This is a genomic window from Methylophaga sp. UBA2012 (assembly GCF_002335235.1).
GTDB lineage: Bacteria > Pseudomonadota > Gammaproteobacteria > Nitrosococcales > Methylophagaceae > Methylophaga > Methylophaga thalassica.
In genome coordinates, this window is the sequence record NZ_DDCG01000009.1 from 318,435 (window position 1) to 340,736 (window position 22,302).

23 protein-coding genes and 1 riboswitch are annotated in these 22,302 nt (G+C 44.4%); of the genes, 11 read left to right on the forward strand and 12 right to left on the reverse strand.

Annotated features, from left to right (window positions below):
* Both B2248_RS08450 and B2248_RS08455 read right to left on the reverse strand, forming a co-directional pair.
* Positions 1-545: DNA gyrase subunit A (locus B2248_RS08450; RefSeq protein ID WP_286722777.1), on the reverse strand; the 545-nt coding region annotated here is incomplete at its 3' end.
* A gap of 284 nt (positions 546-829) precedes the next feature.
* On the reverse strand, positions 830-1,474 hold the full coding sequence (locus tag B2248_RS08455; protein WP_273180658.1) for an ABC-type transport auxiliary lipoprotein family protein: 645 nt from the start codon (positions 1,472-1,474) through the stop codon (positions 830-832).
* 98 nt (positions 1,475-1,572) lie between these two features.
* Here B2248_RS08455 and B2248_RS08460 point away from each other — a divergent pair, with 98 nt between their 5' ends.
* From B2248_RS08460 to B2248_RS08475, 4 genes are all read left to right on the forward strand, one after another.
* Positions 1,573-2,088, forward strand: coding sequence for an adenine phosphoribosyltransferase (locus tag B2248_RS08460; RefSeq protein WP_007144883.1), 516 nt, complete (start codon positions 1,573-1,575; stop codon positions 2,086-2,088).
* 4 nt (positions 2,089-2,092) lie between these two features.
* Positions 2,093-2,938, forward strand: coding sequence for a flagellar protein MotY (locus B2248_RS08465; protein ID WP_273180660.1), 846 nt, complete (start codon positions 2,093-2,095; stop codon positions 2,936-2,938).
* A 76-nt stretch (positions 2,939-3,014) separates the two neighbouring features.
* Complete coding sequence (locus B2248_RS08470) at positions 3,015-4,895, forward strand: cation:proton antiporter (protein ID WP_007144881.1); 1,881 nt, start codon at positions 3,015-3,017, stop codon at positions 4,893-4,895.
* 66 nt (positions 4,896-4,961) lie between these two features.
* Complete coding sequence (locus B2248_RS08475) at positions 4,962-5,861, forward strand: hypothetical protein (RefSeq protein WP_273180663.1); 900 nt, start codon at positions 4,962-4,964, stop codon at positions 5,859-5,861.
* On the opposite strand, the gene thiE is transcribed toward B2248_RS08475, so the two are convergent.
* From thiE to thiC, 5 genes are read right to left on the reverse strand one after another with little or no spacing between them, the layout of a single operon-like run.
* Positions 5,836-7,311, reverse strand: a complete 1,476-nt coding sequence (thiE, locus tag B2248_RS08480; protein WP_273180664.1) for a thiamine phosphate synthase — start codon at positions 7,309-7,311, stop codon at positions 5,836-5,838. The genes B2248_RS08475 and thiE overlap by 26 nt on opposite strands.
* The gene (locus tag B2248_RS08485; protein WP_273180667.1) at positions 7,304-8,101 is read right to left on the reverse strand and encodes a thiazole synthase; all 798 of its coding nucleotides are present in this window, start codon (positions 8,099-8,101) and stop codon (positions 7,304-7,306) included. Before B2248_RS08485 ends, thiE begins: the two co-directional genes overlap by 8 nt.
* A gap of 1 nt (position 8,102) precedes the next feature.
* Entirely contained in the window at positions 8,103-8,318 is a 216-nt protein-coding gene (gene thiS / locus B2248_RS08490) for a sulfur carrier protein ThiS (RefSeq protein WP_273180671.1), read from the reverse strand.
* A complete protein-coding gene (locus B2248_RS08495) occupies positions 8,308-9,387 on the reverse strand; it encodes an FAD-dependent oxidoreductase (protein ID WP_273180672.1) in 1,080 nt (359 codons plus the stop codon). The genes thiS and B2248_RS08495 overlap by 11 nt, the downstream gene beginning before the upstream one ends.
* On the reverse strand, positions 9,387-11,198 hold the full coding sequence (gene thiC, locus B2248_RS08500; RefSeq protein ID WP_273180674.1) for a phosphomethylpyrimidine synthase ThiC: 1,812 nt from the start codon (positions 11,196-11,198) through the stop codon (positions 9,387-9,389). Before thiC ends, B2248_RS08495 begins: the two co-directional genes overlap by 1 nt.
* A gap of 101 nt (positions 11,199-11,299) precedes the next feature.
* Positions 11,300-11,405: riboswitch (TPP riboswitch) on the reverse strand.
* Positions 11,406-11,497: 92 nt separating this feature from the next.
* Here thiC and B2248_RS08505 point away from each other — a divergent pair.
* Positions 11,498-12,052, forward strand: a complete 555-nt coding sequence (locus B2248_RS08505; protein ID WP_273180676.1) for a Smr/MutS family protein — start codon at positions 11,498-11,500, stop codon at positions 12,050-12,052.
* A gap of 30 nt (positions 12,053-12,082) precedes the next feature.
* The gene (locus B2248_RS08510; RefSeq protein WP_273180677.1) at positions 12,083-12,433 is read left to right on the forward strand and encodes a DMT family protein; all 351 of its coding nucleotides are present in this window, start codon (positions 12,083-12,085) and stop codon (positions 12,431-12,433) included.
* A gap of 79 nt (positions 12,434-12,512) precedes the next feature.
* Here the strand turns inward: B2248_RS08510 and B2248_RS08515 are convergent, their stop codons facing one another.
* A complete protein-coding gene (locus B2248_RS08515) occupies positions 12,513-13,667 on the reverse strand; it encodes an SPOR domain-containing protein (RefSeq protein ID WP_273180680.1) in 1,155 nt (384 codons plus the stop codon).
* Between the two features lie 108 nt (positions 13,668-13,775).
* Between B2248_RS08515 and B2248_RS08520 the strand changes: the two genes are divergently transcribed.
* Both B2248_RS08520 and murI read left to right on the forward strand, forming a co-directional pair.
* Positions 13,776-14,219 carry a YiiD C-terminal domain-containing protein gene (locus B2248_RS08520; protein WP_273180682.1) on the forward strand — a complete coding sequence of 148 codons (444 nt, stop codon included), beginning with the start codon at positions 13,776-13,778 and terminating at the stop codon, positions 14,217-14,219.
* An 83-nt stretch (positions 14,220-14,302) separates the two neighbouring features.
* Positions 14,303-15,088 carry a glutamate racemase gene (gene murI, locus B2248_RS08525; RefSeq protein ID WP_273180684.1) on the forward strand — a complete coding sequence of 262 codons (786 nt, stop codon included), beginning with the start codon at positions 14,303-14,305 and terminating at the stop codon, positions 15,086-15,088.
* A gap of 10 nt (positions 15,089-15,098) precedes the next feature.
* Here the strand turns inward: murI and B2248_RS08530 are convergent, their stop codons facing one another.
* Genes B2248_RS08530 through B2248_RS08540 form a run of 3 tightly spaced genes read right to left on the reverse strand, consistent with a single transcriptional unit; the run spans position 15,099 to position 17,825 of the window.
* Positions 15,099-15,584, reverse strand: a complete 486-nt coding sequence (locus tag B2248_RS08530) for a hypothetical protein (RefSeq protein WP_273180686.1) — start codon at positions 15,582-15,584, stop codon at positions 15,099-15,101.
* A gap of 1 nt (position 15,585) precedes the next feature.
* Positions 15,586-16,704 (reverse strand): NADH:flavin oxidoreductase/NADH oxidase, encoded by a 1,119-nt coding sequence (locus B2248_RS08535; RefSeq protein WP_273180688.1) that lies wholly within the window; start codon positions 16,702-16,704, stop codon positions 15,586-15,588.
* A gap of 38 nt (positions 16,705-16,742) precedes the next feature.
* Positions 16,743-17,825, reverse strand: coding sequence for an AI-2E family transporter (locus B2248_RS08540; RefSeq protein WP_273180691.1), 1,083 nt, complete (start codon positions 17,823-17,825; stop codon positions 16,743-16,745).
* A 126-nt stretch (positions 17,826-17,951) separates the two neighbouring features.
* Between B2248_RS08540 and B2248_RS08545 the strand changes: the two genes are divergently transcribed.
* Entirely contained in the window at positions 17,952-18,650 is a 699-nt protein-coding gene (locus B2248_RS08545; protein WP_273180694.1) for a DUF4336 domain-containing protein, read from the forward strand.
* Between the two features lie 5 nt (positions 18,651-18,655).
* A complete protein-coding gene (locus tag B2248_RS08550) occupies positions 18,656-19,282 on the forward strand; it encodes a LysE family translocator (protein WP_273180696.1) in 627 nt (208 codons plus the stop codon).
* Here the strand turns inward: B2248_RS08550 and B2248_RS08555 are convergent.
* Entirely contained in the window at positions 19,273-19,629 is a 357-nt protein-coding gene (locus tag B2248_RS08555) for a FlxA-like family protein (RefSeq protein WP_273180699.1), read from the reverse strand. The genes B2248_RS08550 and B2248_RS08555 overlap by 10 nt on opposite strands.
* 453 nt (positions 19,630-20,082) lie before the next feature.
* On the opposite strand from B2248_RS08555, the gene B2248_RS08560 reads away from it, so the two are divergent.
* The gene (locus tag B2248_RS08560) at positions 20,083-22,257 is read left to right on the forward strand and encodes a glutamine synthetase III (RefSeq protein ID WP_273180702.1); all 2,175 of its coding nucleotides are present in this window, start codon (positions 20,083-20,085) and stop codon (positions 22,255-22,257) included.
* Positions 22,258-22,302 lie beyond the last annotated feature (45 nt).

Sequence of the window (22,302 nt, forward strand, 5' to 3'; positions counted from 1 at the left end):
ATATTGGTCGCCATACCCACCGCAATACCTGATGATCCATTAACTAATAAAGCAGGGATTTTTGTAGGTAATACCGCAGGTTCAGATTCTGACTCATCATAGTTAGGGACAAAATCTACCGTTTCTTTTTCAAGATCGGCCAACATTTCATGAGCGATTTTAGCCATGCGTACTTCGGTGTAACGCATCGCGGCAGGCGGATCACCATCAACCGAACCAAAGTTACCCTGACCGTCAACCAGCATATAACGCATAGAGAACGGCTGAGCCATACGTACCATCGTGTCATATACGGCAGTATCACCATGAGGGTGATATTTACCAATAACATCACCGACGATACGAGCAGACTTTTTATATGGGCTGTTCCAGCTATTACCCAGTTCTCTCATCGCATACAGAACACGACGATGTACAGGTTTTAAACCATCACGAACATCAGGTAGCGCCCGTCCCACGATAACGCTCATAGCGTAATCGAGGTACGACTGCTTCATCTCGGTTTCGATACCTATCGAATCCAGTTCTAAGGCAATTTCACTCATTTATTGACCGTCCAAATAAAGCATAAGACTACATACCAGCCTGCTCACGAAATTTCAGTAAACAAGGGTGTAGCGTAGTCAGTTCTACATACATGGTTTATCAACCAGTCTCAGAAGACGAAACCAGCCGAAAGAATTCCAGATATAACTTCACAAATTTCAGCAACTTGCACAGGCACTACCGGAAACAGACATTTACCCCAAATGCAGGGCCACTGCGTCTAAACCACCAAACCTGTTATCCTACCACTAAAGCCCATATCCTGCACGCTAAACTCAAGATGCTACCTAGCATCTACTTTTGAAAAATATGCGCTTAAATCCTGCTCTAGAGTCGTTAGAAGTTCTTCAGTTCCCTGTTTCCAGCCTGTAACAACATTGCTCGGTGTCGCTTGTTCGATATCCACATCAACACGTAAGCCTGTTTGAAACAATAATTTCTCAGGGTTATCTGCTGCTGTCATGAAAAATTGCATCTCAATAACAGATTGAGGTGAATAAGCCGGCCGTTTTTCACCATAAAAAGCCGTTACTGCAGCGTCCATAGTGAAATCAGCAGGCACAGAGTCATCAGTGACCACTTTGCTGAATTGACCGCTCTTCTGTAACCAGCGTTTAAGAATATTGGTAAACATCACTTCCGGATCCACCAGAAACTGATGGGGATCAACTGCCTTATATTCATTTTCTCCAACACGGAAGATCAGAGTTTTACTTTTAAAATGTGGGACAACACGTACCGGATTAAGTCGCAATACACGATTGCTAGGGAAGTCAGCAGCCACATCAGGCCGTTCAACGTCCAACACATAATAACGTGGTGTCATATCCACTTCTTTGTCACCGCCGCCCCAGCTAAAACAAGAACTAAGCAGCAGAGATGTCGATAAAATAAAAACAGAAAAAAACAGTCGGGAATATAAAGTCAAAATGGTTCCTTTTGTAGTTAATTCGTTTGTCATTAAAAAGCGGACGATTACTGCCGATATAATAGACGCTGATCGCCAATTCGCTCAATGAGATTATTATGCAAAAGCTGAAAGCTAAAATCAGAGACATCCCAGACTTCCCTTCACCAGGCATTGTATTCAAGGATATTACGCCATTGGTACAAGACCCGCTGCTGCTTAAGGAATGTATTGAAGAATTAATCCGTCCGTTTAAGCAAGAATCCATTACCGCGGTGGCGGGAATGGAAGCAAGAGGATTTATTTTTGGTTCTCTGGCGGCCTGGGAGCTAGGTGTTGGCTTTATTCCTCTGCGTAAGCCAGGTAAATTACCTTATGATGTTCAGCGTATCGACTATGCACTTGAGTATGGCACAGCATCATTAGAAGCCCACATCGACGCGATTAGTGCCGGTGACAGAATTTTAGTGATTGACGATGTGCTGGCTACTGGTGGAACGGCGCGGGCAAGCTGCGAATTAATCGAACATCTGGGTGGCGAAGTAGTCGCCTGTGCCTTTGTTATGGAACTTGGTTTTTTACAAGGCCGTAACAATTTAACGTCTTACCCTATACACACGCTAATAAGTTACTAAAATCATGTTGAAATTGATTATTGCCTCGCTGTTGTTTATCAGTTCTGTTTATGCCGAAGAGTTTCAGGCTCCGGTCACAGATACTAATTGGAACGTTATTGAGTCACCACTTGAGTGTTCGCTCATGCAAACCATACCCAGCTTTGGTCAGGCAGGCTTTTATCGTCGTAATGGTCAGGCATTACAACTAAAATTTATCACTGACAGCCTTTCAGCCGAACAAGACACCGTACTGTTAGAAATGTCTGCAGCGCCCTGGCAAAACACAGAGCAATACGACACATTAGCCACCTTGCCGACCATATCCGGTCAACGCGAATTTATTTTTGACGGAGTATTAGCACAACAAGCACTGGCAAAAATGCAGGATGGCCGTTTCCCGATCATCCGTTATCAATCTCAATCCTATAATGGCGATACCACGGTGAAGTTATCCACGGTGAAGTTCAATGATTCCTTACCCGCATTTCAACAGTGTTTAAGCAATCTATATCCAGACAGCTTTGATGAAATCAGAAAACTCACCGTTTATTTTGAATCAGAAAAAGCTAATCTGGACAAAGCCTCTATAAATGCGCTCACACGGGTAGCTGAGTATGTAAAAGTGGATGACAGTGTGAATCAAATCATCATCACCAGTCATACCGACAGCTTTGGTCGTAAACGCTTAAATGTGCCGTTATCAGAAGCACGGGCTAAAACCATTCGTGACTTTTTTGTTAGCAAATATGAAGTTCCAGCAGAGAAAATCGTACTGCGTTCCTTTGTTGATCATGATCCCGCTGCAACGAATAAAACCCCAAAAGGACGAGCCTATAATCGCCGGGCTGAAATTGAATTAGTCAGGTAAAAGTCTTTTCGACAAAGCTAATTAGTGTCACCATTACATACCGTTTATCACTGCTCCATTGAGCTAAAGGAAGAGAATGAATCAAGAAGCAGTCATGGCACTGTCAGTTATTGGAATTATCGCCATCGTATGTCAGTGGCTGGCCTGGTGGATTAAATTACCCGCCATCGTTCTGCTATTAATCGCAGGTATTATTCTTGGTCCGGTAACCGGCTGGTTAGACCCTGAAGGCTTATTTGGTGACTTACTATTCCCTACAGTGTCTCTGGCCGTTGCCGTCATTCTGTTTGAAGGAAGTTTGACACTTAAATTTGAAGAAATACGCGGTTTACAAAAAGTTGTTCGTAATATTTTAACCCTTGGTGTTCTCATCACCTGGTCCGCCATCGCGGTTGCCACACATATTCTGTTGGATTTCCCCTGGGCTCTGGCCATTTTATTTGGTGCCATTATGGTGGTAACCGGTCCTACCGTTATCGTCCCCATGCTGAGAACCGTTCGGCCAAATGCCAAAATTTCGAATGTGTTGCGTTGGGAAGGTATTGTTATTGATCCACTCGGTGCCATTCTTGCCGTTTTGGTGTTCGAAGTGCTTTTATCCATACAACTTCAAGGACATGCAGAAGTTGGTCATACCCTTTATATGTTCGCTAAAACCATTGCCGTGGGTTTAGTAATTGGTGCGACGGCAGGATATGGTTTTGGTCTGTTACTGCGCCGACATTTATTACCTGAATACTTGCACAATGTGGCAGCACTGGCACTGGTCTTTGGTACCTTTGCCGTATCGAACGAAATTTCGGAAGAATCGGGGTTACTTACCGTTACCGTGCTCGGTATCTGGTTGGCCAATATGAAAAATGTACAAGTTGAAAACATCCTCGACTTTAAAGAAGATCTGAGTATCTTTCTGATTTCCGGCTTATTTATTTTACTTGCTGCACGCCTTAACCTTGACTCATTTACCCAGCTTGGTCTGGGTGCGGTCATCCTGTTCTTATTTATTCAGTTTGTCGTACGTCCAGTGAAAGTGTTTCTCTGCTCGATTGGTTCAGACTTAACATGGCAAGAAAAAGCGATGATCAGTTGGATTGGGCCACGCGGTATTGTTGCCGCAGCGGTGACTGCATTATTTGCTCTTCGTTTACAGGACATTGGTTACGATAAGGCCGACCTGCTAGTACCGTTATCGTTTGCCATTATTATCGGTACCGTTCTTGTACAAGGTGCTACCGCTAAATTTATTGCAAAACGTCTGGGTGTTGCCGAACCTGATGACAGTGGTTTTCTTATTGTTGGTGCTAATTCAGTTGCCCGTGTGGTGGCTCAGGCATTAAACGATAATGGCTTTAGGACGCGTCTCACCGATGGAAGCTGGAGTAATGTCAAAGAAGCCCGTATGAAAGGCATGGATACTTACTATGGTAATGCGGTGTCTGAACATGCTGACCGTCACCTGGATCTTATTGGACTGGGCCAAATACTGGCACTAACGCCACAGAGCGAACTCAATGCACTGGCGTGTATGCGCTATAAATCGGAATTTGGCAGTAACCGCGTTTACTTTTTATCAACTGATAAAGAAAAAGATAAAGAACGCAGCATCGTCAAATCGCGAAAAGCTATCAGTCATGACTCGCATGTGCTCTTCGGTAATGAAATTACCTATGCCAAAATGGCTAGCCTGATTTCAAAAGGCGCCAAAATAAAACAAACCAAGTTGACTGAAAACTTTAGTTTTGCCGATTATTTGCGCGAACATGGTCGCCGCGTCACGCCATTGTTTGCATTCAATCCCCGCAAACGTCTGCGCTTTTTTACCGCTGCAGAATCATTGCAACCAGAAATGGGCTGGACCATTGTCGCTCTGGTGCAAGATGAAGGCGATCTGACCCCAGCTGAAATGAGTGGACCTGAAGTCGATGGCAGTCTTGATGAAAATCGTTTGCCTTCATAACAAAAGATTTCATTATCAAAGCCGATATATCAACTAGGAATAAATGGTTGAGGTAGATGCAACAGCATGGCTGAAGACAATAACGACATTATCGAAGAAGCGACTGATGAAAGCCCTAGTCCCGAACCGGAGCAAAGGTCAGAGCGCGATAACGATAGTAAAGACAAAGGCGATAGCAAACAGAAGCCAAAATTACTTGGCCTATCGACATCGCTACTGATAAAAATCGGGATTGGTCTGGCAGCTTTATCGCTCATCGGTGGTTTAGCGGCTTTTTTCTTGATTGGCTCAGATGATACAGCTGAGAAAGCCGATCCTATGCTCATTGAAGACGGTGATGCCGTTTCGGAGTCAGATGTTACAGATCCTGTCTCTGCAGATAACGAGGAAGAAACAGCCTTACCTCCCGTTGATATCGATATGGAAAGTGACGAAGAAGAAAGTGTCACAGTTCCCACCGTGGTAAAAAAACAAACCGATGAAAATGGCAATATTATCCCATCGGATAACCTGATCGATCCTCTGCCTGATGTCGATAATTCAATGGCGGCCACAGATACAGCGCCCGAGTCAGCTCCGACAGTCAATGATACATCAACGGGAACCGATGCCTCGCCCACTAACAGCTCAGGAACAAATACAGCAAGTACAGATACAACTTCGCCGGACAAATTGCTAAAAGAAGTCATGGCATTACAGCAGCAATTGAATAAACAACAATCGACAAACCAGGAGCTGATTAAACAAATCCAACAATTGTCGAATGAAAATAAACATCTCAAAAATGAAGATCTGACAGCCAGTGACTATGTTGCTCCTGCGACACCCTCATTTACTGATGATAAGCAAGCCGAGTCCAGCGGCGATAAACTTATTCAGTATCAGGAATACCGCTACAGTCAGCAGCATAAACTGGATATCGGACCACAGTGGGGAGAGGTTAAACCTGATCTGGGTAAAAACTGATCTCTTGCCACAAATCCAATAATTGTCGCGTGACTTTTTTGTAATCATTCGCTTGCGTAATAGCTGTAATCATCGCGACCGAGCCGACGCCAGTGGCCTTGAGTTGCTCTGCTCGTTCAACGGTAATGCCGCCGATAGCCACAACTGGATAGTGACTTTTTAATAAATCGACCCATTGTTGTAAGCGCTCTATGCCCTGAGGAGAAAACGGCATCTGCTTACTGGTGGTTTCATAAATGGGCCCCAAAGCAATATAGCTTGGATTCACGGCAAGAGCTCGAGCAAGCTCCCAATAAGAGTGCGTAGAAATACCTAATCTTAACCCTGCCTCAGCCAATGTTTTTAAATTGGCATCATGCAGATCTTCCTGCCCCAGATGCACACCATAGGCGCCCAATTCAATCGCTGTTTGCCAATGGTCATTGACAAAAAACCGTACCGATTTATCGTTTAAATAAGCTATAGCAGATACGATTTGTTGTTTTGTCGACTCATCATCCAAATCTTTTACCCGCAGTTGGATGGTATTTATCCCCTCATGAATAAGCTTTCCCACCCAATCTGCGTTATCTACCACCGGATAAATACCTAATTCCGGGCAATTGGGGAAATTAAAGGTCTGCCCAATCAGTTCAGGCTGATAACAAAGCTTAGGAAAATCCACTAAGGCAATATCTTGCTGACTATGACTGATGACCTGATACGGCCCAGCCTTTGCTGAAAGCCGTATGCCACGACTCACATAAGCCTTGGCAAGCACAACGGCATCACGTATATCTTGTCCACAGGCGAGCTGTGAAGCCAATGCAGAGGCTAATACACAACCTGTGCCTCGAACCTGGCTTACTGTTTTATCGTTATAAAGATAAAAATCCGCTAACTCAGATGAAAAATAATCTATTGCTAAGGCACTCTCAGCATGTCCCCCTTTAATCAAACACGCTGACACACCTTTTTGACGTAATGATTTCGCCCCGTCTTCCACACTGAGATTCGTTCGTGTCAACGCCGCCAACTCAGGCAGATTAGGTGTGACTATGGTCACTAAGGGAATAATCTCATCATGGATGAATGCTTTCACCTCATCAGGTACGGTCACACCACCACTGGTACTCGCAAGCACCGGATCTAAAATGACTGGCCCGCTAAAATCTAACAGCATTTCTTTGATGTATTGTGCTGTGATGATATGTGGAATCAGCCCGATCTTTATCGCTTTGATATCAAAATCGTTAATACAGTTTTCATACTGCGCCATCATCTTTGATGGACTCACCAGTCCCAACTCTGTTAGCCCTTGTGAACTCTGCTCCGTTAACGCAGTGATTAATGGCAAAGGGTGGCAACCGTGATTCTGCACCGTCATGATATCAGCACTAATGCCAGCACAACCTTGCGGATCCAACCCTCCGATTAAAAGCACGGCAGGCTTTTGAACAGGATTATCCATGTTGTTGCCAGATTGGCTGATCTAAGGTCGGTGTACTGGGTTTGGCGTTATCACGTTTAGGCATCACTCCTGCTTCATAGGCCAAACGCCCCGCATTAATGGCATCCGCAAAGGCATAAGCCATTTTCTCTGGCTCCAGTGCTTCTGCAATTGCGGTATTGAGTAAAATTCCGTCATAACCTAACTCCAGTGCCTGAACAGCATCGGAGGGTTTGCCTATCCCCGCATCAACCAATAATGTGATGTCTGGCAAACGTTCACGAAGTGTCTTTAAGGCATAAGGGTTGAGCAATCCCTGCCCGCTACCAATAGGTGCTCCCCACGGCATCAAAACTTCACAGCCCAGCTCCACCAGTTTCTGACATAACACCAGATCATCTGTGCAATAAGGAAACACTTTAAAGCCATCTTCAATCAGTATTTTAGTGGCTTCAACTAAGGCAAACGGATCGGGTTGCAAGTTGTAACTGTCTCCCAATACTTCTAGTTTGACCCAGTCGGTATCAAATAACTCTCTGGCCATATGTGCGGTGTTAACGGCTTCTTTTACACTGTAGCAACCTGCAGTATTGGGTAATAGATGGCAGTTTAAAGACTCTATCATTTGCCAGAACTGGCCACCGCTTTGTTTATCTGCTGATGTTTGTCGTCGTAATGACACGGTAATCACTTCCGCCTTTGAAGCTCTGATGGCGTCCACCATCACTTTCGGCGAAGGATAGAGTGCAGTCCCAATAAAGAGTCGACTACTCAGCGTTTGCCCATACACTTGCCAATTGGATGCTTTCATCTCAACCTCCACTAATCGGAGACACGATATCGATGCGATCTCCCCCTTGAATGACCACATCTTGCCAGCGTGATTTCGCTACCATTTCATCATTAATGACAATGACAAAGCGGCCATTGAAATCCTGCTTAGCTACAAATTCCGATACGGTCTGCTTGTGATTAATATCTAGCGGTTCCCCATTCAACTGAACCTGTAACATAAGGTTAGATGTCATATAACGCTCCAAACTTTATCTGTTCTTTATTCCCAGCCAGCACCTGACATAAATCATCAACGACAGCAGGTGCAAACAAATAACCATGCCGATAAAAACCATTAATGATATAGCCCCAGTCAGTACGTTTTATGGTTGGCAGATTATCGGGAAGACCGGGTCGACAATGTGCCGCCATTTCCAGAATACGTGCTTCGGCAAAGCCTTTATGCAGGCTATACAAGGCCGACATTAACTCCAGGCCACTTCGGACAGTAAGCTGAGAACGATCATCACTTTCGATAACGGTCGCACCCAGTACATATTCATTATTTGGTCGTGGCGCCAGATAAAAAGGGTAACGTGGATGCATCAGCCGAATAGCATGTTTAAAGTCGACCTCGGGTGCCTGTACTCTTATCACTTCACCGCGCACACTGCGTAATTCAGCTAAGTTCGCTCTACCACCATTACCACGACAGTCCAGTACCGCATCAAACTCATCTGCTGGGCGCTTTAAATAAGCTTGTGTCAAACGTTCGATTTCAATGTGATTTAATTCACCAATATCAGCCGTTTTCACCCACTCAGCATGCGTTTCAATAAACCTTGTCAGCTGTTTATATAGCTGACGATTATCAATACAGGACTCTTGCTCAAACAACAGGGCTTGCTCAAAACGCTCAGCAAGCTCTGGCTCACGTTCGGCCAGCGAGGTTTTATCAAGATGCTGAAAATCTGCTGCTTCCAGCACATGATTCGCTCGCTGCTCAAAACGCGCCATTTCAGCTTTATCCCCCTGATGAGCGACCACCAACGTGCCATGATTCTGATAAAAAACCGGCTCGTCTAATTCACTCAACCACTGCGGCCAAAGCGCATACGAACGTAGCCCGATTGTTTTCACCAAAGGCTCTGACGTCACCGCTTCTGTTGCCGGTGCGACCATCGATGCCGCAATGAAACCGGCACTGTCTGTACCGGTTTTATCGTCTTTAGATAACAAGCTTACTCGATAGCCTGCCTGAATCAGACGCCAAGCCGTCAGGCGTCCGATCAGGCCACTACCGATGATGAGATAATGGCTCATCAAACTTGGCGATAAATTTTGCTACCACCTTCCTTGAATTCCTGAGATTTCTCAGCAAAGGCGGCTTTCACATCATGCGAAATCTTCATTGAGCAGAACTTAGGTCCACACATTGAACAGAAATGCGCTACTTTCGCTTTTGGTTGCGGCAACGTTTCATCGTGGTATTCACGGGCGGTGTCAGGGTCCAAACCAAGATTAAACTGATCTTCCCAGCGGAATTCAAAACGGGCTTTAGAAATCGCATCATCTCGAATTTGTGCACCCGGATGACCTTTACCTAAGTCCGCCGCATGGGCAGCAATTTTGTAAGTAATGATGCCGGTTTTCACATCATCTTTATTCGGCAAACCCAAATGTTCTTTGGGTGTGACATAACAGAGCATTGCGGTGCCGAACCAACCAATCATCGCCGCGCCAATTCCGGAAGTGATATGGTCATAACCAGGCGCAATATCCGTCACCAATGGACCTAAGGTGTAGAACGGCGCTTCATGGCACCATTCCAATTGCAGATCCATATTTTCTTTGATCTTGTGCATCGGCACATGACCCGGACCTTCGATCATGACTTGCACATCATGTTTCCAGGCAATGGTCGTCAACTCACCTAAGGTTTTTAATTCAGCAAGTTGGGCTTCATCATTGGCATCCGCCTGAGAGCCTGGACGTAAACCATCACCCAGTGAGAATGACACGTCATAAGCTTTCATGATTTCGCAGATATCTTCGAAATGCGTATACAGGAAACTTTCTTCATGATGCGCCAGACACCATGCCGCCATAATCGAGCCACCACGCGAAACAATACCGGTTGTACGGTTTACCGTCAGTGGAATATGCGCCAGTCGAACACCGGCATGGATAGTGAAATAATCGACGCCCTGCTCAGCTTGTTCAATCAAGGTATCTCTGAACACTTCCCAGGTCAGGTCTTCAGCGACACCATTCACCTTTTCCAGTGCCTGATAAATCGGCACCGTACCTACTGGCACGGGTGAGTTACGGATGATCCATTCTCGGGTCTGATGAATATGTTTGCCAGTCGATAAATCCATAATGGTGTCACCGCCCCAGCGGGTACTCCACACCATTTTTTCAACTTCTTCTTCAATCGACGAAGTCGTAGCAGAGTTACCGATATTCGCATTAATTTTTACCAGAAAATTACGGCCAATGATCATCGGCTCGGTTTCTGGATGATTGATATTGGCAGGAATAATGGCACGACCTTCAGCCACTTCTTTTCGTACAAACTCGGCTGTAATGTAGTGATCCATATTCTCAGGCAGCTCACCACGCTGTGCTAAGGCTTCGCGCCCCATACTTTCACGAATAGCAATGTATTCCATTTCTGGGGTAATGATGCCCTGACGTGCGTAATGCATTTGGCTGACATTTTTGCCCGCTTTTGCTTTACGAGGTAAACGACGGTGATTAAACAGTGGAATATCAAAATCCTGAGCATCTTGCTCACGGGTATATTCTGAACTGAACTGGGCTAACTGTTCAGTGTCATCCCGCTCATCGATCCAGGTTTGACGTATTAATGGCAGCCCTTTTTCAATATCAATGGTCGCTTTTGGATCGGTGTATAAACCCGAAGTGTCATACACAACAACAGGTTCGTTAGGAATAGCAGGCAAATCAGGATTGGCGTTGGGTGTATCCGTTAAATGAATCTGACGGAATGGCACCAGTAAATCGTCGCGGCTGCCTTTGATGTAAAACTTCTCACTCCCCGCCAATGGCTCAGTTGTAATGCCGCTACGGTCTTTAATGTTAATAACTTTATTGGATTGTGTAGACACGTCTCTTCCCCTAAATGAAAACCACGACGGGGAAGATGAGATCGTTGCGCGAAAGCGAACAAGAAGACAGACACCAAACGAAAATGGATCTCGAGTGTAAAACAGGTGTCCTGCTTGTTTCCTACGGAGGTTCTAGCCTCTTCAGGTTCAACGGGTTTCATCTCAGCCTTTCCGGATTATTCCGGGCGGGCACCCCGACAAGTGATTCGCATGGTAAATCAAAAAGGATTTTTTGCACAAGCCTCATCTGGCACAATAGTCGCCAACTTTCACTTAAATCCGCAGGCAGCCGCACGCTCATGGCAAATAAAGATGACGATACCGATGAGGACGAATTTGCATTATTTCGCCAAGAAATGCGCGATGCTACCCGTATCCGCCAAAACCGTCTGATTCATAACAAACCCAAGCCCGTTGCAAAAGCTATCCGGCAAAAAATTATTGATGATGAATATCAGGGTGAACCATTCTCTGATATGTTTTCTCCAGAAACCGTAGGCAATGAGGAATACCTCGAATACCGTGGCCCCGGTATTCAGCACAAACTATTCGGCAAGCTGCGTAATGGCAAGGTGCATATTGAAGCAGAATTAGACTTACACGGTATGACCATTGCCAAAGCCGAACCGACACTGTCCGAGTTTTTAGAGTTCTGCCAGCAGCAACAAATTCGTTGCGTGCGTATCATCCATGGTAAAGGCTGGGGCTCGCGTGATAACAAGCCTGTACTAAAGAGCAAACTCAATCACTGGTTAAGACAAAGTCAGAGCGTGCTCGCATTTTGCAGTGCGACGGTAGATGATGGCGGCACAGGTGCGTTATACGTGCTCCTTAAAAGATTATTTCATGAATAATGGCTGTTTTTATCGTTTAGGTTAGAGTTAATGAATCCAATACTGGTTAGTGTGTCCTTGCTGGTTTGCAGCAATATTTTTATGACGTTTGCCTGGTACGCTCACCTAAAAGAACTCAACAATAAACCCTGGATTATTGCCGCATTGATAAGCTGGGGAATCGCATTATTCGAATACTTATTACAAGTACCCGCCAACCGCATTGGCTTTACCGTACTCAATGTGGGCCAGTTAAAAATTCTTCAGGAAGTCATCACCTTAATGGTGTTTATTCCCTTTTCCGTGTTCTACCTGAAAGAACCCCTTAAACTCGACTATCTATGGGCTGGCCTGTGTTTAGTTGGTGCGGTTTATTTTGTATTTCGAAGTAAATTTAGCTAAGTTGCCGTAGCAAAAAAAGGTTTAAACATATCAAGCACGCAATCTAAATCTGCCTGGCAGCTTTAGAGCATCATACACGTCACGGTTGCTTAGCAACGGTGGTTTTTTGCATATTATTTGCGGTGACCACAAAGCAGGCTTGTTTGTTTTCAGTAAGATGCCGACACAAGGTTGTCGCCTCAGATTTTGCTGCGAAATTACCCAGCTGGAGGCGATAAAAATCCGGTTTTTCTGCATTTTCGACAGGTTCAGTAATCGTTGTTTCATATTTCCGAACGATAGCGGCTGATTCTTTTGTTAGCTGCGTTAATGCGATATCGACCTGCTGTCTGGACCTAAATGCCCCGACTTGTACACGGTAGACAGTAGTCATCACTGACTTTGGTTTTGTCTCTGGTTTTAATTGTGTAAGTTTGGCGGGTTCATCAAGCTTTTCTGATGAAGGTTTTTCTCTTGCTTCTAACAACGAAGTGTCAACTGAAGATTGTTCTGCAAGAAGCTGATTTTCTTTATTTTTTACATTCACCTCATTCACTAAATCCGGCAAACCAGGTGGTTTATCCGTTATCAAATGGTTGTCGCGATTAGTCAGCATTAAGGCATTGGCTTTTTCAATCTGATTGCGGCTTAACTCGGTTTTCAGTTGTGCCTGCTTCACAATCGCCTGAGGCTGATTTTGTTCACTGGCCAGACTAAACCAGGAATAGGCAGCGACTTTATCCTGTTTAACGCCTTCACCATTAAGTAACATTTCACCCAGTTGATATTGAGCCTGAGGGTCCCCTTGTTTGGCTGCCTTTTCAAACCAATGAAAAGCCTTTTCTTTTTGATGATTAATGGCTGTTTTTGCCATTTGTTTGTCTCTGAATGCCTTAGTTAAGGTATCAGCGTTCATCAATTCTTCTGCACTTAATCTGTCTCTTATGGCCATGCGGTCAATCATGGCTTGTTTGTGCTGTTTTTCGCTAGCTAACGTTAACCATGAATAGGCAGCGACTTTATCTTGTTTTACGCCCTGACCGTTTAATAACAAAATAGCTAACATCCACTGTGCTTCAGCAACATTGTTTTCTGCAGCTTGATGCCATGCCTGATAGGCGGTCTGAAAATCACCTTGTTTATAGGCATCAATGCCATCCTGAATATCATCGGCAAACACGTCTACAGCGAACAGAGTAAAGAAAAACAGTAAAGCGAGAATCGACAGCCATTGTATATGCAGAGATATTTTCATTATTGTGCGAACCTTTTCAACGCGCTGATTATCGTTGATAGCGTAAATACTTTTTCACATACAGAGAAGACGTTATCATTTTAAAAACACTTTTTGATATAAAAACTTATGACACCTGAACAGCTTCAGCAGTATCTTTATCAACATATTCCTTTATCAGCGGCCATGCAGGTCTCTGTCGATCATGTCAGCCATGATGAAGTCGTGCTAAGAGCACCTTTAACACCCAATATTAATTATCATGAAACCGTGTTTGGCGGCAGCGCATCAACATTGGCGATTCTGTCTGCCTGGTCATTATTAAATACTCGGTTACATCAGGCTGCTATCGAGTCTACGCTTGTCATACAACGTAATACGATGGAGTATGAAAAACCAATTAGCGGTGAATTTACAGCTACAGCGCAACTTGAATCAACACAAGACTGGGCTAAATTTCTACGCCATTTTTCACGTATGGGTAAAGCACGGACAACGGTTATCTCCATTTTGCATTACGAACAGCAACGCGCAGGATTCTTTCGCGGTGAATTTGTTGCCTTGCCAAAATAATCCCATTTTCAACCATCAGCAGATAGATACAGTACAATCGTCGTCTTTTTATTCACCCAGCGACGTATAAAACAGAAATTATCATGGCTGACGCAAGATCTATTGGCATATTCGACTCTGGTATTGGTGGCTTACCGATCGCTAAACAAGTCCGCTCTTTTATGCCAAATGAGAACCTTATCTACCTTGCGGATACCTTACATGCCCCCTATGGCGAAAAAACAGAAGCCTATATTCTGGAGCGTTCGCTCAACATTACTGACTATCTATTACAACGTGACGTAAAAGCCATTGTTGTCGCTTGTAATACTGCCACTCTTGTCAGTATCACAGCCTTACGTGAACGCTACCCTATTCCTTTTATTGGCGTAGAACCAGGCTTAAGACCGGCGGCTTTAAATACAAAAACTGGCGTGATTGGTGTACTAGCCACCGCAAAAACCCTGACCAGTCAATCGTTTCATGATCTTGCTCAACGCGTTGCCATGGGCGCCACCGTCGAAATTCAGCCTTGCCCAGACTTAGTGTTATTAGTAGAAGCCTTAAAGCTAAGCGATGAAGAAGCTTCCGCTACAGTACAAGCTTATGTACAGCCTTTACTGGATAAAGGCGCCGATACCATTATTCTCGGTTGTACTCATTTCACTCACCTCAAAACGGTGATCCAAAAAGTGGCCGGAGAAACCGTCAATGTTATCAGTACGGAAGAAGCCGTCGCCCGAGAAGTCAACAGACGACTTCAGCAGGAGAATTTACTCTCTGCTCAGCAGACACCTGGCTCGACCTTATTGTTAACTAACAGTGAGCGAAGCAGATTCGAGCAACAAGTTAAAACACTTTGGGGCAAAGCCGCTATTGATACTTTCTGAATTTTTGTAGTTAAGCTTCTGGCAAAGTTAGGTCCGTAAAAATGGTTTCAGCATTCGTCGACATAAAGACCTGGGCATCATATTGCTCGACAAAACAAGCATTTAAGGTGACATCTTCATAAAGCCAATAGATAAACCCACCCTGTTCAACGCGCCGCCGCCAGTTATAACGGCATTGCACCCAGCCATCACCTAATTGAGAAATCAGCCTGGGATCGGATTGAGCTGTTTTATATTCCAGTGTTTTGTTAGGCAAGGAAATACGGAAGCGGTCAATAATAAAATCCACTTGTTCATGGACAAGGTACTGAATCCGTTTCCCTTCAATATCATCACCGTGCTGATCAAGCAGAACTTGATTATCTAGCACCCACTCCGCAGGGGGAATATGGACAAGATATCGGTCCGGTAAACTCATTCGCTGCTGTTGATATTGCTTACTTTGCTGACTTTTATCCCACTGCTTCACAATGGTTTGAACGATTAACATGGGCATTTTAAGTATTTTTGAACAAATCCATCTCTGTTAGATGCCCTTTCTGACCATGCGGTTCAGAACGCAAATACTGAGCAGGGGCTTCAACCTTACCGTCCAGCTCAGCCGCAGCCTGCCAGGCCCAGTGAGGGTTATATAAAATGCCTCTCGCCATAGCGATGGCATCCGCTCGTTCATCAGCCAATATTTGTTCAGCTTGATGTGGTTCAGTAATCAAGCCAACAGCAATCACTGGCATCGATATATACGGCTTAATCGCTTCAGCCAGTGACACCTGATAACCTGCTTCGACGGGTATTTCTTGCTGTGGTGATAAACCTCCACTACTCACATGCAAGTAATGACAATTGAGCTTGTCCAGTTCAATAGCCAGTGTCGTGCTCTGCACAACATCCCAACCACCAGGAACCCAGTCGGTCGCTGAGATTCTGACACCGACAACTATGTTCTCGGGAACACAGGCGCGTACAGCGCTAAAGACATCCAGAGTCAGACGCATTCTGTTTTCCAGACTGCCGCCAAACTCATCCTGCCGTTGATTGCTCAATGGCGATAAAAACTCATGTAATAAATAACCATGAGCAGCATGAACTTCAATGACCTCAAATCCCAAATCTGCAGCACGTTTTGCAGCCTCAACAAACTGTTGCACAATAGCGGCAATATCACGCTGACTGGCAGCGAGAGGAACAGGTCCATCTTCATGAAAAGGCAATGCCGACGGAGCAATGACTTGCCAACCGTTCTTATCCTCAGGCGATATCGGTGCCCCGCCATGCCATGGTTTTTGTGTAGAAGCTTTCCTGCCAGCATGGGCCAGTTGGATACCCATAGGAATATTTGAATATTTTCTAATGGCAGTAAGCGTCTTCACTAAGGCAGACGCTGTAGTGTCATCCCATAAACCTAAATCACCGTAGGTTATTCGACCCTCAGCGCAAACGGCTGCGGCTTCAAGGATAAGCAATCCGGCACCAGATAAAGCCAATTGCCCTAAGTGGATAGTATGCCAATCCTGGGCTTGTCCATCCTCGGCTGAATACTGACACATCGGTGCGATGATCAATCGATTCTTCAATTTCAATGGTCCGATGTCGATCGGCGAAAATAACACACTCACTCCACGTTCCTCATAAATTTATTACAACACGCCAAAAACTAAGGTTGTTCTTGTACGGATGTATCATGCAAACTTCTTGGCCAGGCGGTTATCAGCGCTTTTAATAAAGTCGCCAGCGGAATGGCAAAGAACACGCCCCATACTCCCCATATTCCACCAAAAAACAGTACGGCAAGAATGATAGAAACAGGATGCAAATTGACGGCTTCAGAAAATAAAATCGGCACCAACACATTGCCATCAAGCGCCTGGATAATGCCATAAGCAATCAGGATATAGGCAAACTGTTCTGTGAGGCCAAACTGAAAACCTGCTACCGCGGCAACAGGCAGTGTGGCCACAGCGGCGCCAATAAATGGAATTAACACTGAGAAGCCAACTAAAACGGCTAACAGTGCAGTGTATTGCAAGCCAAAGAATGTGAAAGTAGTGTAGCTGACACCACCAACGATGATAATTTCAACTACTTTGCCACGCACATAATTGGCAATCTGATCGTCCATCTCATTCCAGATACGGTTCATCAAACCTCGTTTTTCCGGCATGAACGACAGCACAAAACTCACTAGTTTTTCCCGATCTTTCAGCATAAAAAAGACAAGAATGGGCACTAACACTAGATAAATAATTAAGCCAATCACATTTCCCAGTGAGGCAATAGACAAAGAAACAGCCCGTTGACCATAGACTGTGAATTGTTTTGCGGTGCTGGAAATCCAGCTTTGTATCTCATCAGGTTTGATTAAGTTCGGGTAATGGGTATGCAGGTTCATCAACCAGTCTTCACCATTTGACAGCATTTTTGGTGTTTCCTGGACCAAATTAACAAGCTGATTCCATAATAATGGCATTAATAAAAAGCCCATGGCTAACATCAAGCTGACAAATCCAAGAAAGACAATGGCCACCGCTACCATATTGGGCACGCGGCGTCGGGTCAGCATATTCACTACACCTTGTAATAAAAACGCGATGACCAGTGCAGTAAAAAACGGCGCCAGCATTCCGCCCAGCCAGATTACAACGGCAAAACCGAGTACTAATACAATCAGCAGTATGACGGCTTCTTCATCAGAGAAATAACGTTCTGTCCATTTGCGTAGAATTGATCGCAGTGTCATTAGCCTGTTTATCCTCAGCTGTAATTGATTGGCAACGCTGATATTCTGTCACATCCCATCTGTCTATGCTGATAAGAAATTACCAATAACAGCGTGAATGCTTTTATCGTAAACGAAGGAGTCGGAATGAAAAGCTTAGGGAACAATATCTGGTATGTTGATGGCGATAGTGTGCCTTTTTATACCCTTCCTTACACCACACGTATGGTGATCGTTCGCTTAAGTGATAATACCTTATGGATTCACAGCCCAATCAAACTCACACCGGAGTTAGCGACGCAAATCGACGCTCTCGGTGAAGTACATTTTTTAATTGCACCCAATAAGTTACACCATCTGTTTCTGAAAGACTGGCAACAACATTACCCTTCAGCAGCCATTTTTGGTACAGAACAAGTCGCTGAAAAACGATCAGATATCGAATTTAACGGTATCCTCAGTTCTGATTTCATACCGCCCTGGCAAGACAATATACAACAGCGCCTATTTACTGGTTCAAAAGCGATGCAGGAATGTGTGTTTTTTCATCGTGAGAGTAGAACACTGATCGTCACTGATTTGATTGAAAACTTCCCGGCAGATGCCTTCCCACCCTTCAAACGTTTTCTGGCAAAAATAAGTGGCATACTTGCCCCAAACGGCAAAATGCCCATCGACTGGCGCCTCAGTTTTAACAAAAATATTGCCAGAGAACACATACAACACATTATCAGCTGGCAACCTGAAAAAATTGTAATGGCACATGGTTTAATTATTGATGACCAGGCCGTGTCCTTTTTAGAAAAGGCATTTAGCTGGGTAAAACTGTCACGAAGTAAAGAGTGAGCAAGATGTTTTTTAGCGGTGATTTGGCTATTTTTTTGCTGACCTCCGTCCTGCTCGCAATGACACCAGGCCCGGACAATCTATACGTACTCACACAATCTGCACTTTATGGCAGCAAAACGGGGGTGATTATTACCTTGGGATTATGTAGCGGTCTGATTGTCCATATCTTGGCAGTGGTCATTGGCATAGCAACATTATTAACGACCAGCCCCAATGCCTTTTTCTTGCTAAAAGTCATCGGCGCCAGTTATTTACTCTATTTAGCTTGGCGCGCATTTAAAGCCGAGCCTATATCAACTTTGAAAGATGGAGTGTCGTTGCATAATTCAACAGCCTTATTAAGAACCGGCTTTTTGATGAATGTCAGCAATCCCAAAGTAGCGATATTTTTTCTGGCTTTCTTACCGCAATTTGTTGAAGCCGATAAACGCTATGTGTCAGTACAGATTTTATGTTTAGGACTTATTTTTATGGCAAGTGCGCTGTTAGTATTTTTTGTGATAGCAATGAGCGCAGCTAAGTTGGGGAAATGGTTATTACGGTCAGCCTGCGCACAAAATATTCTCCATACCTTCACTGCCGTCATATTTATACTTCTGGCTGGCCGACTATTATTTATTCAACCGTAGCTATCAATATGATTACCCAGCTTGCTGCGAGTATCTTCGTCGGCAATCGATATGGACTCTGCTGTCACTACATCAGCCACCTGGGCTTTCTGTTCTGCTTTCTCCTGCTGCCGTTTTAACGCTTCCAATTGCTGTATCTGTGCCTGCAGTAATTCGATCTGTTTTTGAATGGCTTCCGCTTGTTTTACCGAATCTTCACTGGGCTCCTGCCCCAGTTCTTTGAGCTTATTAAATAAATCGACCATTTTTTTCTTTAATGCAGCAATACGTGAATCAAGCGATGTACCACTAGGCGCTTGCTGTTTTGTTGTACCGCTGCTGCGAACTGATGAGAGATCGACATTCATAATAGATATCCAAGCATATAAGTAAGAAAGTCCTTTTCTATACACATCGTCATAGAGCCGCTTTTCTTTAATGGTTATTAGCTTCGTTTTTTTCTACTACACTATTTTTATTACAAAATCAGGACTTCATAACTTAATTTTTTTACTCTATATTGATAGCTGTCACACCTTAAATAGTTTAATAAAGACGCATATCGACCACGCAAGAATACCTTTTCCGCTGAATGTCGTGCCTTATCGAATCACCGATGATTTCATATTGATAATCAATATGTTGATATGGTTATTCTCTATTTTAGTGTTACATCAATTAAGACGATTAGATGTGCGTATCGTTATTTAGCATAGTTGCTAACACGACCTGTATCTGCGCAAGCAATCATATTGTTTGCCACACAGACGAATACGTTTATCAAATTAACAATTAATCATCAGCGATTAAGGGATAGAAAAATGAGTGGAAATGAATCACGTCTGCAAGCGATTTCAAACATCGTAAACCGCCAGAAAACAGTCGTTCATAAACCTGAAGCTCTAGATAAAATCTGGGCGACGGATGTTTTCAACCTGGCCAAAATGGAAGAAGCATTAAACAAGTCAGCCTTCAAGGCGGTTAAGCAAACTGTTCAAACAGGTGCGCCATTAGATCCCGCCGTTGCAGACGTTGTTGCTGCAGCGATGAAAAACTGGGCCTTATCAAAAGGCGTGAAGTTCTTCTCTCATATTTTTTACCCCATGACCAATATCACCGCGGAAAAACACGACGGTTTTATTGTGACCAATGCTGAAGGCAATGCCATCACAGAATTTTCAGGCAGCCTATTAATTAAAGGCGAACCAGATGGCTCGTCATTCCCTAACGGCAGTTTACGAATGACGAATGCCGCGCGTGGATACACCGCTTGGGACCCGACAAGTCCAGCTTTCATTATGCATACTGAAAATGGCTCAACACTCATGATCCCGAGTGTTTTCATGTCATGGACTGGTGAAGCACTTGATAAGAAAATCCCTTTACTGCGATCAATTTCAGCCATGGATCGTGCGGCCAAGAAAGTCCTGACCTTAATGGGCGAGACAGATATTGCCCCGCTTAATTCGAGCTGTGGTGCTGAGCAAGAATACTTTTTGGTAGACAGTAATTTTGCACTGGCACGTCCTGATTTATTGTTAGCGGGCCGTACATTATTTGGCGCTGCTCCAGCAAAAGGTCAGCAGTTTGATGACCATTATTTCGGTGCTATTCCTGAACGTGTTCAGGTCTTTATGCAGGACTTTGAAGATCAGCTTTATCGTTTAGGTATTCCTGCGAAAACACATCACAATGAAGTAGCTCCGGGCCAATTTGAAATTGCACCTTATTTCGAGTCAGCCAACATCGCTGCTGATCATCAGCAATTAATGATGACCTTGATGAAAGCTACGGCAAAAAAACATGGCTTTATGTGTTTGCTGCATGAAAAACCTTTTGCCGGTGTCAATGGTTCTGGAAAACATGTTAACTGGTCTGTTGGCAATGCCACGCAAGGAAACTTGTTGGACCCAGGTAAAACACCTCATGATAATCTGAATTTCTTATTGTTCTGTGGCGCCGTTATTCGCGGTGTACATCAATATGGCCCCTTGCTTCGAGCCGTGATTGCATCTGCATCTAATGATCACCGTCTGGGTGCTAATGAAGCGCCTCCAGCCATTTTATCTGTGTATCTTGGCGACCAATTAGAAAAAGTATTTCAAGATATTAAAGCAGGCAATATTGCGACCTCGAAAAAAGGTGGCGAAATGGATCTGGGTCTGTCACAAATTCTAAAATTTGAACGTGATCCGGGTGATCGTAATCGTACTTCACCATTTGCTTTTACGGGTAATCGCTTCGAATTCCGCGCTGTCGGTTCATCACAATCCGTTTCCGGGCCATTAGTTGCGATGAACACCATGTTGGCTGATTCCCTTGAATGGATTGCAGATAAGCTTAAAACTGAATTAGATAGTGGCAAAGACCAGACTAATGCTGTCCTTGCTGTATTAAAACAGTTAATGGAACAACACGGTAACGTCGTTTTTGGCGGCAATGGTTATTCAGAAGAATGGCATAAAGCCGCTGTGGAAGAACGTGGTTTGAAAAACCTGCCTACTTCTGCTGACGCTCTGCCCTATCTTCGTGATGATGCCATCCGTGAATTATTCGCTCGTACCGGCGTGTTCACACCTGTTGAACTGGAAAGCCGCTTTGAGGTCTATGCCGAGCAATATATTCTTTCTATTGAAGTGGAAGCCAAGCTTGTCATTGAGATGGCAAAAACGTTGATTTACCCATCTGCTTCACAATATCTAGCAGAACTATCTGTCACGCACACCAGCATGGCGGATTTAGGTATTGAAATGAATAATGCCGTTGTCAGCACGATCGCTCAAGAAACCAATGCGATGTTAACCACCGTAGCTGAGCTTCAAGCTGCAGTAGAAAAACATGACTTTGACTCCATTGAAGCGCATATGAAGTTCTGTGCGAACGAGATTCGCAGCCTGATGGATAAGGTACGCAGCCATGTTGATATGCTGGAAGGTGAGGTTGCCGATGATTTATGGCCACTGCCTAAATATCGTGAGATGTTATTTATAAAATAAGCAGTTTTGACGACGATAAAAAGGCCGCCATCAGCGGCCTTTTTT

Bases quoted from the DNA above. Each gene is read 5' to 3' on its own strand.
- B2248_RS08505 (WP_273180676.1), top strand. From the start codon at position 11,498: ATGGCAAATAAAGATGACGATACCGATGAGGACGAATTTGCATTATTT.
- B2248_RS08485 (WP_273180667.1), bottom strand. From the start codon at position 8,101: ATGAAAGCATCCAATTGGCAAGTGTATGGGCAAACGCTGAGTAGTCGA.
- B2248_RS08465 (WP_273180660.1), top strand. From the start codon at position 2,093: ATGTTGAAATTGATTATTGCCTCGCTGTTGTTTATCAGTTCTGTTTAT.
- B2248_RS08560 (WP_273180702.1), top strand. From the start codon at position 20,083: ATGAGTGGAAATGAATCACGTCTGCAAGCGATTTCAAACATCGTAAAC.
- B2248_RS08530 (WP_273180686.1), bottom strand. From the start codon at position 15,584: ATGCCCATGTTAATCGTTCAAACCATTGTGAAGCAGTGGGATAAAAGT.
- B2248_RS08460 (WP_007144883.1), top strand. From the start codon at position 1,573: ATGCAAAAGCTGAAAGCTAAAATCAGAGACATCCCAGACTTCCCTTCA.
- B2248_RS08520 (WP_273180682.1), top strand. From the start codon at position 13,776: ATGACACCTGAACAGCTTCAGCAGTATCTTTATCAACATATTCCTTTA.
- B2248_RS08495 (WP_273180672.1), bottom strand. From the start codon at position 9,387: ATGAGCCATTATCTCATCATCGGTAGTGGCCTGATCGGACGCCTGACG.
- thiE (WP_273180664.1), bottom strand. From the start codon at position 7,311: ATGGATAATCCTGTTCAAAAGCCTGCCGTGCTTTTAATCGGAGGGTTG.
- B2248_RS08540 (WP_273180691.1), bottom strand. From the start codon at position 17,825: ATGACACTGCGATCAATTCTACGCAAATGGACAGAACGTTATTTCTCT.
- murI (WP_273180684.1), top strand. From the start codon at position 14,303: ATGGCTGACGCAAGATCTATTGGCATATTCGACTCTGGTATTGGTGGC.
- B2248_RS08545 (WP_273180694.1), top strand. From the start codon at position 17,952: ATGAAAAGCTTAGGGAACAATATCTGGTATGTTGATGGCGATAGTGTG.
- B2248_RS08515 (WP_273180680.1), bottom strand. From the start codon at position 13,667: ATGAAAATATCTCTGCATATACAATGGCTGTCGATTCTCGCTTTACTG.
- B2248_RS08550 (WP_273180696.1), top strand. From the start codon at position 18,656: ATGTTTTTTAGCGGTGATTTGGCTATTTTTTTGCTGACCTCCGTCCTG.
- B2248_RS08555 (WP_273180699.1), bottom strand. From the start codon at position 19,629: ATGAATGTCGATCTCTCATCAGTTCGCAGCAGCGGTACAACAAAACAG.
- B2248_RS08475 (WP_273180663.1), top strand. From the start codon at position 4,962: ATGGCTGAAGACAATAACGACATTATCGAAGAAGCGACTGATGAAAGC.
- thiS (WP_273180671.1), bottom strand. From the start codon at position 8,318: ATGACATCTAACCTTATGTTACAGGTTCAGTTGAATGGGGAACCGCTA.
- B2248_RS08510 (WP_273180677.1), top strand. From the start codon at position 12,083: ATGAATCCAATACTGGTTAGTGTGTCCTTGCTGGTTTGCAGCAATATT.
- B2248_RS08470 (WP_007144881.1), top strand. From the start codon at position 3,015: ATGAATCAAGAAGCAGTCATGGCACTGTCAGTTATTGGAATTATCGCC.